Genomic DNA, 15,148 nt, shown 5'->3' with positions numbered 1-15,148 from the left:
GAATTGCGTGACGCAGGTTTGCCCGGAGCGAAGTGAAACGTAGCGTAGGGACGCAGAAAGTCGGGTCGCCTTTTCTTTGGGTACTTATCTTTTGGCGAAGCAAAAGAAAGTACCTCGGCTGGCGGGCCGAGACCCGCCCTCTGTCGCCAGCAAAAAATACAAAATCAATAGCTGCCAGCGCTTTATCCATAAGCGCTAGAGCTGCAAAAAGCCTCAAGCCTTCTTGCTAGGCCACAGCACAGAAGCAATCGCCACCACCATCAGGCAGACCGCCGTCCAATCCTGCCAATGCAGCACCTCGCCCAGCCACCAGGCCCCGACAAACACGCCCAGCACCGGAATCATCATCACGCTCAGCGTGGAGGCCACGGGCGGCAGGCTGCGGGCCAAGTAGAACCACACGGCCTGGGCAAAGCCCAGCACCAGGATGCCATTAAAAGCGATAGCAGCCATCGCGCTCTGGTCGGGGGCGTGCCATTGGTCTCGTTCAAAGACAAAAGCCAGCACCGTCAGCACCACGGTGGTCAGCGCCACCATCCACAGCGACAGCGTCATCAGCGGCACGGGCGCTTCGGTGCGGCGCAGCAGCTGCGTGCCCCAGGCCCAGCCAGCGGCGGCAATCAGCATCAGCATCACGCCAAGAGGCTTGCTGCCCAGTGCGCCCACTTCGTGCCACAGCAGCAGCAAAACGCCTGCGAACGCAGCACCTACGCCCGCCCAGGCGCGTGGGCCCAGTTTGTCTTTGAAGAACAGGCTGCCAAAGACGGCTGAAAAAATAGGCATGGTGTAGCCCAGAATCGCCGCGCGGCCGCTGGAGAGTGTGGGGATGGCGATGATGATCAGGCAGTGCCACAGCACCATGTTGAACAGGGTGAGCTTGGCCAGCTGCCCCCAGTAGCTGCGCGGGATGGTCAGCGGCAGGCCTTTGCTGGCGACAAAGATGGCCAGTATGGGCAGGCCAATCCACATGCTGACCATGCGGAAAGACAGAGGGGGAAAGTGCTGCACGCCCAGCTTCATGACGGGCCAGTTCAGGCCCCAGACGATGGTGAGAAGAACGAGAAGAATGAGCTGTCTGGGGGTGAACGAAGGCATGGTGGAATTATCTACTCCCCCTGTGGCGCTTCGCGCCTTCCCCCAAGGGGGACGACAGCCTCGCTGCGCGGCGGCGCTTGCTCGCTGTCTCTTTGTTGGGGTGTGCCAGTTTTCGGGTGTGGCGGTTTTGGAGTGTGTTGGTTTGCGGCCTGCCGCTGGCCGCAAAACCTGCAGCAGGGCTTGGAAGGGGGGAGCAATTAAAATCCCCCTTTATGACTTTTCTCGACATGCTGCGCGACGCGTCCACGCGCAATGACTCCATGCTGTGCGTGGGTCTGGACCCTGAACCCAGCCGCTTTCCCGGCGCCATGAAGGGCGATGCGTCCAAGATCTACGACTTCTGTGCAGCCATCGTCGATGCCACCCACGATCTGGTGAACAGCTTCAAGCCCCAGATCGCCTACTTTGCCGCCCACCGCGCCGAAGACCAGCTGGAAAAGCTGATGGCCCATATGCGCAAGGTTGCGCCCCATGTGCCCGTGATTCTGGACGCCAAGCGTGGCGATATCGGCTCCACCGCCGAGCAGTACGCCAAGGAAGCGTTTGAACGCTACGGCGCCGATGCCGTGACGCTCTCGCCCTTCATGGGCTTTGACTCGATCACGCCCTACCTCAAGTACGAGGGCAAGGGTGCTTTCCTGCTGTGCCGCACCTCCAACCCCGGTGGTGACGATCTGCAGGCCCAGACCCTGGCCGATGTGCCCGGCAACCCCCATATGTTCGAGCATGTGGCCAAGCTGGCACAGGGCCCGTGGAACACCAACGGCCAGCTGGGTCTGGTGGTGGGCGCAACCCGCCCCAATGAGATCGAGCGCGTGCGCGCCGTGGCTCCTACGCTGCCTTTGCTGATTCCCGGCGTGGGCGCACAGGGCGGCGATGCCGTGGCCACCGTGAAGGCTGCAAAACTAGGTGGCGGCCCCATCATCATCAACTCCTCGCGGGCCATTCTGTACGCGGGTCAGGGTGATGATTTCGCCAAGGCTGCACGCGAAGCCGCTATCGCCACACGCGCCACGCTGCAGGCTGCAGCGAAGGCCTGATCAGCGAGGTCTCTGGCCATGCAAAGCAAATGGCTGGAAGACTTTCTGCTCCTGGCTCAGGAGCGCAGCTTTACCCGCGCGGCAGAGCTGCGCCATGTCACCCATCCCGCCTTTGGCCGACGCATTCGCGCGCTGGAGGCCTGGGCGGGCACGCCGCTGATTGAATCGGGCGGCGGGCCAGTGCGGCTCACCCCCGCCGGTGAGGCCTTTCGCGACACGGCCGAGCAAATGGTGCGCACGCTGGCGCAGTCCCATGACGAGCTGCAGGCCATTGCCGGGCGTCAGGCCCATGTGATTACGCTGGCCACAGGCCGCACGCTGGCGCGAACCATCGTGGCCGACTGGCTGGCACGCCATAGCGCCGTGCTGCAGTCGGCAGAGGTGCGCATCGCTACCCGTACGCTCGATGAAACCGTGCAGATGCTGCAGCGCGGCGAAATCAGCTTTTCCCTGCTCTATCACCACGCCGCCATTGCCGTGCGGCTGGATGGTCGCCAGTTCAGCCATCTGACGGTGATGCACGACAAGATGGTGCCCGTGGCGCGGGCCGATGCCGATGGCAAGGCCTTGTTCGATCTGTCGCAGGCGCTGCATGCTGCGGCCAGCCCTGTGCCCTATCTGGCGTTTTCGCACAGCATGGCGTTGGGGCGACTGGTGGAAGACCATCTGGCCAGCCACCCGCTGATGCCCCGGCTGCGCCGCTGCATAGACTGCGACTCGGCCGATGCCAACTACGAATACGTACTCAAAGGCCTGGGTGTGGCCTGGATGCCCTGGTCCATGGTGCAGCGCGACTGCCAGGCGGGGCGGCTTGCGATCGCGGGCGACAGCAGCCTGAATGTGCACTTCGATATACGTCTGTACCGCCCCAAACGCCATCTGGGCACGGTGGCCGAGCAGTTCTGGAACGACATCACCAGCGCCTGAGTGTTTGTCCTCAGGGCATGAATCGGGGCGGACCGGTAGCCTGTGCTTTGCCTGAGCCACCGGCAGCGCCACTGCCGGGCCTTTATCTGGATTTAGTAGATCAGTGTTACTGCGTAGATGGTGCCTAAACAGCACAGATTGGTGCTCTATCGGCACCAAATGTCTTTCCCGCTGTTCGCACAATCGACGTTATAAAGATTCGGAATAGATCCATGCAAAACAAAAACATGCTTCGTCGTACCGCCATCGCTGCAGGCCTGCTCATGGCTGCGGGTCTGGCAGCGCCCGCGTTTGCGGCGGACAACTATCCATCCAAGGCCATCACCATGGTTGTGGGCTACCCCGCTGGTGGCAGCACCGACCTGATTGGCCGTCTGGTGGCCGATGGCTTGTCCAAGAAGCTGGGCCAGCCTGTGGTGGTGGAAAACCTGGGTGGAGCCGGTGGCGTCATCGGCGCGCAAAAAGTGGCCAAGGCCCCTGCGGACGGCTACACCATCATGGTGGGGGCCAATAACGAGCTGGCCATCGCCAAGCTCATCAACAAGGCCGTGAAGTACAACATTGGCGACTTCACGCCCATCGGTCTGGTGGGCTCGCAGCCCATGGTGCTGGTGGCATCGCACAAGGCGGGCGTGAAGAATGCTGCCGAGTTTGTCAGCCTGGTCAGCAAGAACCCCGACAAGTTCAGCTACGGCAGCTCTGGCGTGGGCACAGCCCTGCACCTGGCGGGCGAACTGATCAAGGAACAGGGCAAGCTGCACATGACCCATGTGCCCTACAAGGGCGTGGCCCCGCTGACCACCGATCTGGTGGGCAGCAACATCGAGTTCGGCATGTTTGTGCTGTCCTCCGGCCTGCCCCAGATCAAGGCGGGCAAGGTGGTGGCTCTGGGTACGACCGAAGCCAAGCGTTCGGCCATGACGCCTGATATTCCCGCGCTGTCTGAGCTGCCCCAGTTCAAGAACGTGGACATCAACAGCTGGTTCGCCATGATGGCACCCAAGGGCCTGCCCGCGCCTATCGCGGCCAAGCTGAAGCATGCGCTGGATGAGGTGATGGCTTCGCCCGAGTTCCGCAAGAAGATGGAAGAGGCTGGCAGTGTGGTGGCCGATCCCAAGGTGGATGCGGGCAAGTACATCAATGCCGAGATTGCCAAGTACGCGAAGATTGTGCAGTTCGCCAAGATCGAGAATTGATCTGGTTTTGATCTGACGCTGCTGTCGATGGATGAAACGGCCTGTGCTTTGAGGAGTGCAGGCCGTTTGTTTTTGATAGCTGGTGGCGATTGCTGCATCTGTGTTTGAGGCAGTTTTCTTGTTTGGTTGTAGAGGCCGGGTCTCGCCCCGGCAGGCGAGTTACCTTTCTTGCTCGCCCCCGGGTCGCCGGCCGAAGAAACGTAACCCAAAGAATGCGACCCGACTTTCTGCGTCCCTGCGCTGCGCTACGGGCAAACCTGCGTCACGCAATTCAGTCTGCGGTGCGGCAAAACTCGCTTTGCGCTGCGCGCGCCGCTCAAACAGTTGCCGCAAGTCAGTTCACGAAGTATTGGCACTCTTCGGTGCCAATACCCGCAGCCTGAACCGCGTGCCGCAGGCGCATCCACACGGGTGGGAGCGGGTACGGGCGGCCTGCGAGAGTTGTGACGAAATTGGCCTTTAGCGCTTATCCAAATTGCGCAAGCAGCTATCAAAATACAAAGAAGCTATCTGGTATCCGCACCCGGCCTCTGCCCTCAAATCAAGAAAATGACCAAATCAGGCAAAAACGCAGTCTCAGAAAGCGCCGCAAGCTATCAATTTCGAGAAACCCGCTGGCAACGCGTAGGCGTCACATCCCCCACATTCACCTTCTGCTGTGCAAGCGTCGCATGCAAAGGCTCGCCCAGCAGCAGATTGCGCGCCAGCAGGCTGTAGCCCGCTGCGCTCTGGATGCCGTAGCCGCCCTGGGCCGCCACCCAGAAAAAGCCTGCCACTGGGGTGGGCGAACCATCCCAGCCAATCACCAGCTCACCATCAGCCACGAAGGAGCGCAGACCGGCCCAGGTATGCGATGGGCGGCGAATCTGCAGCGTGGTGGCTTCCTCGATGCGCCAGATGCCGGTGGCAATGTCCAGCTCTTCGGGCACCACATCATGGGGTTCAACCGGGTCTGCATTGGCGGGCGAGCCCAGCAACTGGCCCGCGTCCGGCTTGATGTACCAGCCTTCGTCGGCGCTGATGATGGCGGGCCAGTGCGTGGCGTCCATGCCCTCGGGCGCGGCAAAGGTGAAGGCGCTGCGGCGTTTGGGCGTGATGCCTATGGGCGCTGCGCCCGCCATGGTGGCGACGGTATCGGCCCAGGCACCGGCGGCATTGACGATGACTTTGGTGCGGATGCTCTGGCCTTTGGGCAGGGCGATGTGCCAGAGGTCGTTGACGCGGGTAATGCCTTCCACCCCGGCGTTGCACCACAGGTCGCCGCCGCGCTGGCGCAGGCCGCGGATATAGCCCTGGTGCAGGCCGTGCACGTCGATATCGCGTGCGCCATGATCCAGAAAACCGTCCACCAGCACATCGGCCTTGAGGCAGGGCACCAGGGCCTGCAACTGGGCTGCGTTCAGGCGCTGGGCTTGGGGCGAGTGAATGATGGCCTCGGCATAGGCTGCGTCCACCAGCGCCTTTTGCTCGGCCGTGCCCACATAGAGCACACCGCGCGGCGTGAGGATGGGGGCTTCGGCAAAGCCTGCGGGCGGCGCTTCGTAGAAGGCGCGGCTGGCGCGGGTCAGGGCTTGCACCTGGGCGGGGCCATAGTGCTCTTCAAACAGCGCCGCCGAGCGGCCGGTGGTGTGATAGCCAGGCTGGGATTCGCGCTCCAGCACCAGCACGGAGGGCGGGGTGTCACCACCGCTCTGGGCCAGTTGCCAGGCGGTGGATGCACCGGCCATGCCTGCGCCCACAATCACAAAATCCCACACGTCTTTTTGCATCTTCATCTTTCCATGGGCGCCGCGCAGCTATGGTTTGCATAGCTGCTGGCGCTTTATCAGTCTTGGCTTGTGGCCTTTTCAGTCGATTTGGCTTTGGTTTTGACCTTGGCGGGTGCTTTGTCCAGATAGGGCTTGAGGTAGCGCCCCGTCACGCTGGCCGGGTTGGCGGCAATGTCTTCAGGCGTGCCCACGGCCACGACCTGGCCGCCGCCCGAGCCGCCTTCGGGGCCCATGTCGATCAGCCAGTCAGCGGTCTTGATCACGTCCAGGTTGTGCTCGATCACGACGATGGTGTTGCCCGCATCGCGCAGCTGGTGCAGCACTTTCAAAAGCAGAGCAATGTCCGCAAAGTGCAGGCCGGTGGTGGGCTCATCCAGGATGTAGAGGGTGCGGCCGGTGTCGCGCTTGCTCAGCTCCTGCGCCAGCTTGACGCGCTGGGCCTCGCCGCCCGACAGCGTGGTGGCGCTCTGGCCCAGGCGAATGTAGCTCAGGCCCACATCCAGCAGCGTCTGCAGCTTGCGGGCGATGCTGGGCACGTCCTTGAAGAAGGCATGGGCGTCTTCCACGGTCATCTCCAGAATCTGCGAGATGTTCTTGCCCTTCCACAGCACTTCCAGCGTTTCGCGGTTGTAGCGCTGGCCGTGGCAGATGTCGCAGGGCACGTACACATCGGGCAGAAAGTGCATCTCCACCTTCACCACGCCGTCGCCCTGGCAGGCCTCGCAGCGCCCGCCCGAAACGTTGAACGAGAAGCGCCCGGGGCCATAGCCACGCTCGCGTGCCGTATTGGTTTCGGCCATCAGATCACGAATGGGCGTGAACAGGCCGGTATAGGTCGCGGGGTTGCTGCGCGGCGTGCGGCCGATGGGCGATTGATCGACGTTGATGACCTTGTCGAAGTAATCGATGCCGATGATGTCCTCATGCGCCGCAGGCTCGGTGCCCGCACGGTGCACCTGACGGGCGACTTCGGCATACAGCGTGTCGTTGACCAGCGTGGATTTGCCAGAGCCCGAAACACCCGTCACGCAGGTGAACAGGCCCACGGGAAAGTCCACCGTGACTTTTTTCAGGTTGTGACCGCTGGCGCCTTCTACGCGTAAGGTCTGTAGGTCGCTACTGCCCCCACCAGAGATGCCGAGCAAGGGCCGCCCCGTAGCGAAGGCATTGTCCCCCCTCTGGGGGGAAGCGGCATCGCCGCTCAGGGGGGAGTTCAATTTCGGCAGCCACGGCGTGCGGTGCTTGGGCACGGGAATGCTCTGCGTGCCGTTCAGATAGCGGCCCGTGGGCGAATCGGGGTTGGCCTTGATGTCCTCATACGTGCCCTGGGCCATGATGCGCCCGCCATGCACGCCCGCGCCAGGGCCCATGTCGATGATCTGGTCGGCGGCGCGCATCATGTCTTCGTCGTGCTCCACCACGATCACGCTGTTGCCGATGTTGCGCAGATGCTCCAGCGTGGAAATCAGCTTGTCGTTGTCGCGCTGGTGCAGGCCGATGGAGGGCTCGTCCAGCACATACATCACGCCCGTCAGGCCCGAGCCGATTTGCGAGGCCAGGCGAATGCGCTGGGCCTCGCCGCCCGAGAGTGTATCGGCGCTGCGGTCCAGGCTCAGGTACGACAGGCCCACGTCGTTGAGGAACAGCAGGCGCGAGGCAATTTCGCGCACGATTTTGTCGGCAATTTCGGCCTTGGCCCCGGCCATGTTCAGGTGCTTGAACCAGTGCAGCGCATCGCTCAGCGTGGCGTGGCTGACTTCATAGATGGCGCGGGCCTGCTCGCCTTCACCCACGCGCACAAAGCGGGCCTCGCGGCGCAAGCGTGTGCCTTCGCATTCCGGGCATTTGCGAATGGTGCGCATCTTGGCCAGATCGTCGCGCACCACGGTGGATTCGGTTTCGCGAAAACGGCGCTTGATGTTGGGGATGATGCCTTCGAAGGGATGCGACTTGACGAAGGCTTCGCCCTTGCGTGCGCCGCTCTCAAAAACATAGTTGAAGGGCATGGCTTCATCGCCAGAGCCCCAGAGGACGACGTTGCGCACGTTCTCGGGCAGCTCTTCAAACGGCGTATCGGTGCTGACGCCGTAGTGCTTGGCTACGCTCTCCAGCATGGAGAAGTAGTAGTTGTTGCGCTTGTCCCAGCCCTTGATGGCGCCGCTGGCCAGGCTCAGCGTGGGGAAGGGCACGACGCGGTCGGGGTCGAAGTCTTCGCTGTTGCCCAGACCGTCGCAGGCCTGGCACGCGCCCATGGGCGAGTTGAAGGAGAAGATGCGCGGCTCCAGCTCGGGCAGGGAGTAGTCGCACATAGGGCAGGCGAACTTGGCGCTGAACAAGTGCTCCTTGCCGCTATCCATCTCCAGGGCCAGCACGCGGCCACCGGCGTCGGCGCCCCCGGCACGCAGGGCGGCCTCAAAGCTTTCGGCCAGGCGCTGCTTGATGTCTTCACGCACTTTGACGCGGTCAATCACCACGTCGATGTTGTGGCGCTCGTTCTTTTCCAGCTTGGGCAGGGACTGGGCGTCGTAAATCTGCCCATCCACGCGAAAGCGCACATAACCCTGGGCTTGCAGCTGCACAAACAGCTCGGCAAATTCGCCCTTTTTTTCCCGCGCCAGCGGGCCGAGGATCATCAGCTTGGTGTCTTCGGGCAGTTGCAGCACGCTGTCCACCATCTGGCTGATGGTCTGGGATTGCAGCGGCAGGTTGTGGTCAGGGCAGAACGGCGTGCCGGCGCGGGCGTAGAGCAGGCGCAGGTAGTCGTTGATCTCGGTGACGGTGCCCACGGTGGAGCGCGGGTTGTGGCTGGTGGCCTTTTGCTCGATGGAGATGGCGGGCGACAGGCCTTCGATCAGATCGACATCGGGCTTGTCCAGCCGCCCCAGAAACTGGCGTGCATAGGCCGAGAGGCTTTCCACATAGCGACGCTGGCCTTCTGCATACAAGGTATCGAAGGCCAGGCTGGACTTGCCCGAGCCCGACAGGCCGGTAATCACCACCAGTTGGTTGCGCGGAATATCGAGGTCGATATTCTTGAGGTTGTGCGTGCGTGCGCCGCGAATGGCAATCCGCGTCTGCGCGAGTGAGCGGCCCAGATACAGGCTGTCATCGTGGATTTCAGAGGGCGAATCAGACTTCAGGGACACGGGCGCTCCAGACGGGGAAAACTCTCCATGATAGTCAGACGGGCTTGCTTCTGACTAGATGATTCAGGTTCACGGACAATCTACGGTTTTATTTCCTCTCTTTTGCCCGCTGGTGATTTATTTAACGTGGGCATAAGACTTCGACTCTTGGCAAAATTTGAGCGTGAAAAAAATCAATACATCCCCTAGTGCGGGCACGCAGGGCGGCGACAAATCTTCCACCACCATGACGTCTCAGGAGCGCCGCTCCAGTGGTGCGCTGGCGCTGATTTTTGCGCTGCGCATGCTGGGCCTGTTCCTGGTGCTGCCCGTCTTCATGCTGGAAGCGCGCAAATACCCCGGCGGTGACGACCCCGCCATGATCGGTCTGGCCATGGGTATGTATGGCCTGACGCAGGCCGTGTTCCAGCTGCCCATCGGCCTGGCGTCTGACCGCTTGGGCCGCAAGCGCATCATCGTCGCCGGTCTGCTGGTGTTTGCCGCTGGCAGCTTGATTGCTGCCATGGCCGATTCGCTGACCGGCCTGATGGTGGGCCGCGCCATTCAGGGCGCAGGCGCAGTATCTGCAGCCGTGACCGCCCTGCTGGCCGACCTGACGCGTGACGGCGTGCGCACCAAGGCCATGGCCATGGTGGGCGGCAGCATCGGCCTGATGTTTGCGCTGGCGCTGGTGCTGGCCCCGCTGCTCAACGCCTGGATTGGCCTGTCTGGCATCTTTGGCCTGACCTGCGCACTGGCCATGGCTGGTATCGCCGTGGTGCTGTGGGTGGTGCCGCCTGAGCCGCAGCAGCATGCGAATGCGCCCAAGGGCAAGTTCAGCGATCTGCTGGGCCAGAAGGATTTGCTGCGCCTGAACTTTGGCGTTTTCATCCTGCACACCGTGCAAATGTCCATGTGGGTAGCCGTGCCCGCCATGCTGGTGCAGGCGGGGCTGGTCAAAGAGCAGCACTGGCATATCTACTTGCCAGCTGTATTGCTGTCCTTTCTGGCCATGGGCATGCTGTTTTCCATGGAGCGCAAGGGCAAGCTGCGCAAGGCCCTGCTGGGCGCCATAGGCTTGGTGCTGGTGGTGCAGATCGGTCTGGGCATGCTGGCCGCCAGCGGCACCATTCCCACGGTCTGGTGCATGGCGCTGCTGATGTTCCTGTTCTTCTGCGGCTTCAACGCGCTGGAGGCAACCCAGCCCAGTCTGGTATCGCGCATGGCCCCGGCGCCGTTGCGCGGTGCGGCGCTGGGCGCTTACAACACGCTGCAATCGCTGGGCTTGTTTGCCGGTGGCGCTATCGGCGGTGCGGTTGCCAAGTTTGTGGGCGTGCCGGGTCTCTTTGTGATGACCGCTGTGCTGACCGCACTGTGGCTGCTGGTGACTTGGCCGCTGCGCCCTGTAGGACGTCATGGCTGAGTCCGTAAATCAAGGGTAATCCCGCAAGCAGGTCATTCTGCTTGGGGCAAAATGCGCACTCCATTGGTTCGGGACGAATCGTCAATACCCGGGCCACTTTTTGAAAAGGTAAACCTATGGCATCCGTCAACAAAGTCATCATCGTCGGCAATCTGGGTCGTGACCCGGAAATGCGCACCTTCCCCAGCGGCGACCAAGTGGCCAACGTGACCATCGCCACCACGGACCGCTGGCGCGACAAGAATTCTGGCGAAAACCGCGAAGCCACCGAATGGCACCGCGTCGTCTTCAACGGCAAACTGGCCGAAATCGTGGGCCAGTACCTGCGCAAGGGCAGCCAGGTCTATGTGGAAGGCAGCCTGCGCACCCGCAAGTGGACTGATCAAGCCACCGGCCAGGAGCGCTACGCCACAGAAATCCGCGCCGACACCATGCAAATGCTGGGCAGCCGCCAGGGCGGTGGTCAGCAGCAAGGTGGCTACGGCAGCGATGACGGCTACGGCGAAAGCAGCTACGAAGCGCCCCGCCGTGCTCCCGCTCCTGCCCCCATGCAGCAACAGCGCCCAGCAGCGCCTGCGGCCCGTCCTGCACCGGCCCCCATGTCGCCCCCACCCCAGCGCGCCGCTTCGGGCTTTGACGACATGGACGACGACATCCCGTTCTAAGCACAAGCTGACCCACTGATGCAGCAGCCCGCTTCTCGCAAGAGAGCGGGCTGTGTTGTTTCTGTGAGTGACTTTTTGCGAGATTTCAGGAATTTGAACCTTTGTGACGACAGAACCTGACTAATTCATGAAAAATTAATGAACTTTGCAAAGCTCATCGTCTTTGTAAAATACAGTAGAGCATTCGATTTGTTTCATAAAGTTACGCTTCGAAGCCTGCCCTGTTCATTTTGAAGAGGGCTGAACTGTGGTTCTGTGAAACTCGCAACTTCGCCCTTGCCTTAGGAGCACCCAGCATGCCGAATTTGGTCATCTCGATTGACGGCGCCGTCATCAAGGAAGTGACTCTCGTCAAAGAGCGCACAACGCTGGGCCGTCGTCCATACAACGACATCGTGATCGAAAACCTCGCCGTCAGCGGTGAGCATGCCGTGCTGACCATGAAGGATGGCAAGGTCACCATCGAAGACCTGCGCAGCACCAACGGCACCTTCGTCAACGGTCGTGCCATTCAAAAGCATGAACTGCTGCACGGCGACCTGCTGGACATTGGCCGCTACAAAATCCGCTTCCTTGGCAATGTGCTGATGGACAGCGACGCGCCAGTGCCATCCGTCAGCAAAACACTAGCCCATATCTCTGAAGAGCCAGACAGCGACTATGCAAAGCTGTCCAGCCCATCCGGCTTTGGTGAAATCTCCAGCTTTGCTTCAACCATCCAGGGCACGGTCTCATCGCTGCCCGAACGTCATGCTGTCATTCGCATGATGACTGGCAGCATGGCTGGCAAAGAAGTCTCGCTCTATAAGGTCGTTACCACCCTGGGCAAGCCAGGCGTAGCCATCGCCTCCATCACGCAAAAGCCCCATGGCTTTGTGCTGACCCAGCTGGAAGGCGAAAGCGAAGCGCTCAAGCTCAATGGTCAGGTCGTTGGCCCCCTGTCCGTGCCCCTGCTCAATGGCGACACCATGGAACTGGCAGGAAGCACCATGCGTTTTGTCGTGGAGTGACACTGAGGGTGCTTGATTCCCGTCAAGCACTCTGACAAATTTGTCAGCCTGACTGTTAGGGTAGCCAAAAATGTTGCAGCTGTTGAGGATCCTGCAAGCAAAAGTGTCAATCTATGTGGGCCTAGCGCATTGATTGCAGTTGGCACGCCATTTGCTTGATAGAAGCGTTACTTCATCAACCAAGGGAGTTTTTCATGAAGCGTTCCATTCAAAAGGGTTTTACCCTGATCGAACTGATGATCGTTGTGGCGATCATCGGTATTCTGGCTGCCGTGGCTCTGCCTGCTTATCAGGATTACACCACACGTGCTAAGGTTTCTGAAATGGTTCTGGCTGCGTCTGCTGGTCGTACTTCGTTGTCTGAAGCTTATGCTGCCAAGAGTGCATTCCCTGCAGCTGCATCTGCTGCCGATTACATTACCAATGCTTCCTCGAAGTATGTTGCCAGCGTTGCTTACCAAGACTCGAATTCTGGTGCACAAGCGCAGATCACTGTGACTGGTACTAGTGCTTTAGGTGGTACTGCAAATGGAACAACTTTGACTTTGACTGGTGTGGGGGACACTGATACTGGCACAGTTAAGTGGACATGTGCTGCGGGAACTATGCCTGCAAAGTATCTGCCTGCTAGCTGCAAGTAATTTATCCTTGTAATAGGAGCCCCTTTCGAGGGGCTTTTTTTATGATAAAAAAAGTATCTGAATTATTATTTATTTTATTCGTTTTTCTTTCATTCGTGGTAACAACATATGAGCCTCCATGGAGAAATTCTTCCATGGAGTTTTTTGCATTCTTGGCTGTTGTTACTATTGTCGTTAGAGATTGCTTTGTTGGTGAAAAATTAAAAATAAATAATATCTCTATATTTTTTATTATTTTTATACTAATTTCATTGGTAAGATTGTTTTATGGTGAAGAAATATATTCAGAAAATTTCTGGATGGCATTTTTATTTTCTATTTTTGGTATTTTATTTGTTAGTTCTTTTGCAAATTTTAAAAATGATATTGGGAGAAATTTTCTTATAGTATTGATATTTTCTTCTGTATTTAGTTCTGTAATAATTTTGTGCCAATTTTTTGAAATATATGAATTCTTAGATATCTGGAAAGCTGGGTACGATAGCTCTCGTGGAAGGCCGTATGCCAATTTTGGGCAACCTAATTTAGCTGCAAGCTTGATTTTGACTGGGATGTGCTGCATTATTTATTTTTACAGAAAATCAATAATTGGGAAAATAACAGTAATTTCTGTTTTTTTCTTGATGTCAAGTGCATTGGCTTTTGCTTCTTCTAAGACGTCATTTTTATCTTTATTTTTGATATTGGTTTTGTGTATTTGCTTTAAGAGCTGGTTTGAAACGTTTGTTATTATTTTTTCTGGGCTGGTGATATTTATAAGCAAAAATATTTTTGAAACAAGAAATATTCTTGCTGAAGGTGATTTATCTACAGGACGCTTTGAGTTGTGGGGCACTATTGTGGATGCAATTTTTAGGCATCCATTGGTGGGATATGGTGTGCTCAACACACGTGCAGCACACTTTGAGGTTGTTGAGAATCATTTCGTGCAGCACGGTGTGATGATCGGTAGTGCACACAATTTATTTTTGGACTTCTTTGTTTGGTTTGGGATACCTTTAGGGTTTGTTCTGGTAATTTTTTGGGGATGGATTCATTTCTCATTTTTTAAAAAAAATAAGAAAAATTTTTCTTTACTCTTGCTTCCTTTGCCCATAATGGTGCACTCAATGCTTGAGTACCCACTTTTCAATGCAAATTTCTTATTTGCTTATTTGGCATTGATGACCATCGGTATAAAAGATATAAAAGAAACAAAAATACCAATGTTTATCGTATCAATAGTGCCATTGGTTCTGTTTTTTTGCATAACAAAGGAGTACTTACTATTTTCATCAAAATATAGGGAGCTAAGATATTTCAATGCGAATTTCCTTAAATCGAAAGAACCGGAAAAAATAGAATCAATATTTCTTAATGATATATATGGGCAATATAATTTATTTGCTTCTAATTCCATTAATAATGATGAAGAATTTCACTCCCTGAAAAGAATTATAAAAATAGAGCCTGTAGAGAAAAATTTCTGTTTGTTTTTTAATTATATTTCAAGTAATAACTTGAATGAAGAACTCGTTTTGATTAATAAAAAAGCTAATGCTCTTTTTAATAAAGAGCAGCTAAATTATATTCAATCGTGTTATTTGAATAAATCAGATTTTCCCCCCCGCTTCTCCAGCACCCTAATCCCACCCATCACCATCCCCTTATCCACAGCCTTGCACATATCGTAGATAGTCAATAAGCCGATCTGCACAGCGGTCAGGGCTTCCATTTCTACGCCGGTCTGGCCTGTTAGTTCTACGGTGGCGGTGCAGCGGATGGCGCTGGATTCGGGCTCCAGCTCAAACTCCACGGCTACGCGGGTCAGTGCCAGGGGGTGGCACAGGGGGATGAGGTCGCTGGTCTTTTTGGCGGCCATGATGGCGGCGATACGGGCGATGCCCAGCACGTCGCCTTTTTTGGCGGTGCCGTTTTGCACGATGGCCAGGGTCTCTGGCTGCATGGTGATGCGGCCTTCGGCGACGGCTACACGGTGGGTGGCGGCTTTGCCGCCTACGTCGACCATATGGGCCTGACCTTGGGCGTCGAAGTGGGTGAGTTCGGACATGTTTGCTTTCTGCGGGTGCCTGCCAGCCCTCTGAGATGGGTCATCGGCAGCGCAAATATCGGGGGCATACGCTACAGCATGGGTCTTTACCCTGTCGTAACAGGCGGTCATGCTGCAGTGCGAATCAATCAGGGCATCATAGTGGGGTGTTGAACGGCTGGCAGTTCAGGCCCCTGAATGCTGGCAATGTCGTGATTGTCATGCCAC

Annotated in this window: 12 protein-coding genes; 8 read left to right on the top strand and 4 right to left on the bottom strand. The window is 57.8% G+C overall.

Annotated elements, in window-relative coordinates; all coding sequences use genetic code 11:
- Positions 1-213: 213 nt before the first annotated feature.
- Complete coding sequence (locus tag JDW18_RS22330; RefSeq protein ID WP_218241763.1) at positions 214-1,095, bottom strand: DMT family transporter; 882 nt, start codon at positions 1,093-1,095, stop codon at positions 214-216.
- 212 nt (positions 1,096-1,307) lie between these two features.
- On the opposite strand from JDW18_RS22330, the gene pyrF reads away from it, so the two are divergent.
- From pyrF to JDW18_RS22315, 3 genes are all read left to right on the top strand, one after another.
- Positions 1,308-2,135 carry an orotidine-5'-phosphate decarboxylase gene (gene pyrF / locus JDW18_RS22325; protein WP_218241762.1) on the top strand — a complete coding sequence of 276 codons (828 nt, stop codon included), beginning with the start codon at positions 1,308-1,310 and terminating at the stop codon, positions 2,133-2,135.
- 18 nt (positions 2,136-2,153) lie between these two features.
- Positions 2,154-3,062: a LysR family transcriptional regulator gene (locus JDW18_RS22320; protein ID WP_218241761.1), complete on the top strand. Its 909-nt coding sequence runs from the start codon at positions 2,154-2,156 to the stop codon at positions 3,060-3,062.
- 212 nt (positions 3,063-3,274) lie between these two features.
- Positions 3,275-4,258: a Bug family tripartite tricarboxylate transporter substrate binding protein gene (locus tag JDW18_RS22315; protein WP_218241760.1), complete on the top strand. Its 984-nt coding sequence runs from the start codon at positions 3,275-3,277 to the stop codon at positions 4,256-4,258.
- Between the two features lie 596 nt (positions 4,259-4,854).
- Here JDW18_RS22315 and JDW18_RS22310 read toward each other — a convergent pair.
- Entirely contained in the window at positions 4,855-6,027 is a 1,173-nt protein-coding gene (locus tag JDW18_RS22310) for an NAD(P)/FAD-dependent oxidoreductase (protein WP_218241759.1), read from the bottom strand.
- A gap of 56 nt (positions 6,028-6,083) precedes the next feature.
- Positions 6,084-9,173: an excinuclease ABC subunit UvrA gene (uvrA, locus tag JDW18_RS22305; protein ID WP_218241758.1), complete on the bottom strand. Its 3,090-nt coding sequence runs from the start codon at positions 9,171-9,173 to the stop codon at positions 6,084-6,086.
- Between the two features lie 226 nt (positions 9,174-9,399).
- On the opposite strand from uvrA, the gene JDW18_RS22300 reads away from it, so the two are divergent.
- The 5 genes from JDW18_RS22300 to JDW18_RS22280 all read left to right on the top strand — a co-directional run bounded on the left by JDW18_RS22300 (position 9,400) and on the right by JDW18_RS22280 (position 14,564).
- On the top strand, positions 9,400-10,575 hold the full coding sequence (locus tag JDW18_RS22300; RefSeq protein ID WP_218244031.1) for an MFS transporter: 1,176 nt from the start codon (positions 9,400-9,402) through the stop codon (positions 10,573-10,575).
- A 116-nt stretch (positions 10,576-10,691) separates the two neighbouring features.
- Positions 10,692-11,240, top strand: a complete 549-nt coding sequence (gene ssb, locus JDW18_RS22295; protein WP_218241757.1) for a single-stranded DNA-binding protein — start codon at positions 10,692-10,694, stop codon at positions 11,238-11,240.
- A 296-nt stretch (positions 11,241-11,536) separates the two neighbouring features.
- Entirely contained in the window at positions 11,537-12,250 is a 714-nt protein-coding gene (locus JDW18_RS22290) for an FHA domain-containing protein (protein WP_218241756.1), read from the top strand.
- A 194-nt stretch (positions 12,251-12,444) separates the two neighbouring features.
- Entirely contained in the window at positions 12,445-12,891 is a 447-nt protein-coding gene (locus JDW18_RS22765) for a pilin (protein ID WP_218241755.1), read from the top strand.
- A gap of 134 nt (positions 12,892-13,025) precedes the next feature.
- Complete coding sequence (locus JDW18_RS22280) at positions 13,026-14,564, top strand: O-antigen ligase family protein (protein WP_218241754.1); 1,539 nt, start codon at positions 13,026-13,028, stop codon at positions 14,562-14,564.
- On the opposite strand, the gene moaC is transcribed toward JDW18_RS22280, so the two are convergent.
- A complete protein-coding gene (gene moaC, locus JDW18_RS22275; RefSeq protein ID WP_218241753.1) occupies positions 14,471-14,941 on the bottom strand; it encodes a cyclic pyranopterin monophosphate synthase MoaC in 471 nt (156 codons plus the stop codon). The two genes, JDW18_RS22280 and moaC, sit on opposite strands and share 94 nt — an antisense overlap.
- Positions 14,942-15,148 lie beyond the last annotated feature (207 nt).

It is taken from the genome of Comamonas fluminis (genome assembly GCF_019186805.1).
GTDB lineage: Bacteria > Pseudomonadota > Gammaproteobacteria > Burkholderiales > Burkholderiaceae_C > Comamonas > Comamonas fluminis.
This window is presented reverse-complemented; position numbering and strand designations above follow the sequence as displayed.

Coding starts and splice junctions, on each gene's coding strand:
- JDW18_RS22765 (WP_218241755.1), top strand. CDS start 12,445: ATGAAGCGTTCCATTCAAAAGGGTTTTACCCTGATCGAACTGATGATC.
- JDW18_RS22330 (WP_218241763.1), bottom strand. CDS start 1,095: ATGCCTTCGTTCACCCCCAGACAGCTCATTCTTCTCGTTCTTCTCACC.
- JDW18_RS22315 (WP_218241760.1), top strand. CDS start 3,275: ATGCAAAACAAAAACATGCTTCGTCGTACCGCCATCGCTGCAGGCCTG.
- moaC (WP_218241753.1), bottom strand. CDS start 14,941: ATGTCCGAACTCACCCACTTCGACGCCCAAGGTCAGGCCCATATGGTC.
- JDW18_RS22280 (WP_218241754.1), top strand. CDS start 13,026: ATGGAGTTTTTTGCATTCTTGGCTGTTGTTACTATTGTCGTTAGAGAT.
- JDW18_RS22290 (WP_218241756.1), top strand. CDS start 11,537: ATGCCGAATTTGGTCATCTCGATTGACGGCGCCGTCATCAAGGAAGTG.
- pyrF (WP_218241762.1), top strand. CDS start 1,308: ATGACTTTTCTCGACATGCTGCGCGACGCGTCCACGCGCAATGACTCC.
- ssb (WP_218241757.1), top strand. CDS start 10,692: ATGGCATCCGTCAACAAAGTCATCATCGTCGGCAATCTGGGTCGTGAC.
- JDW18_RS22310 (WP_218241759.1), bottom strand. CDS start 6,027: ATGCAAAAAGACGTGTGGGATTTTGTGATTGTGGGCGCAGGCATGGCC.
- JDW18_RS22320 (WP_218241761.1), top strand. CDS start 2,154: ATGCAAAGCAAATGGCTGGAAGACTTTCTGCTCCTGGCTCAGGAGCGC.
- JDW18_RS22300 (WP_218244031.1), top strand. CDS start 9,400: ATGACGTCTCAGGAGCGCCGCTCCAGTGGTGCGCTGGCGCTGATTTTT.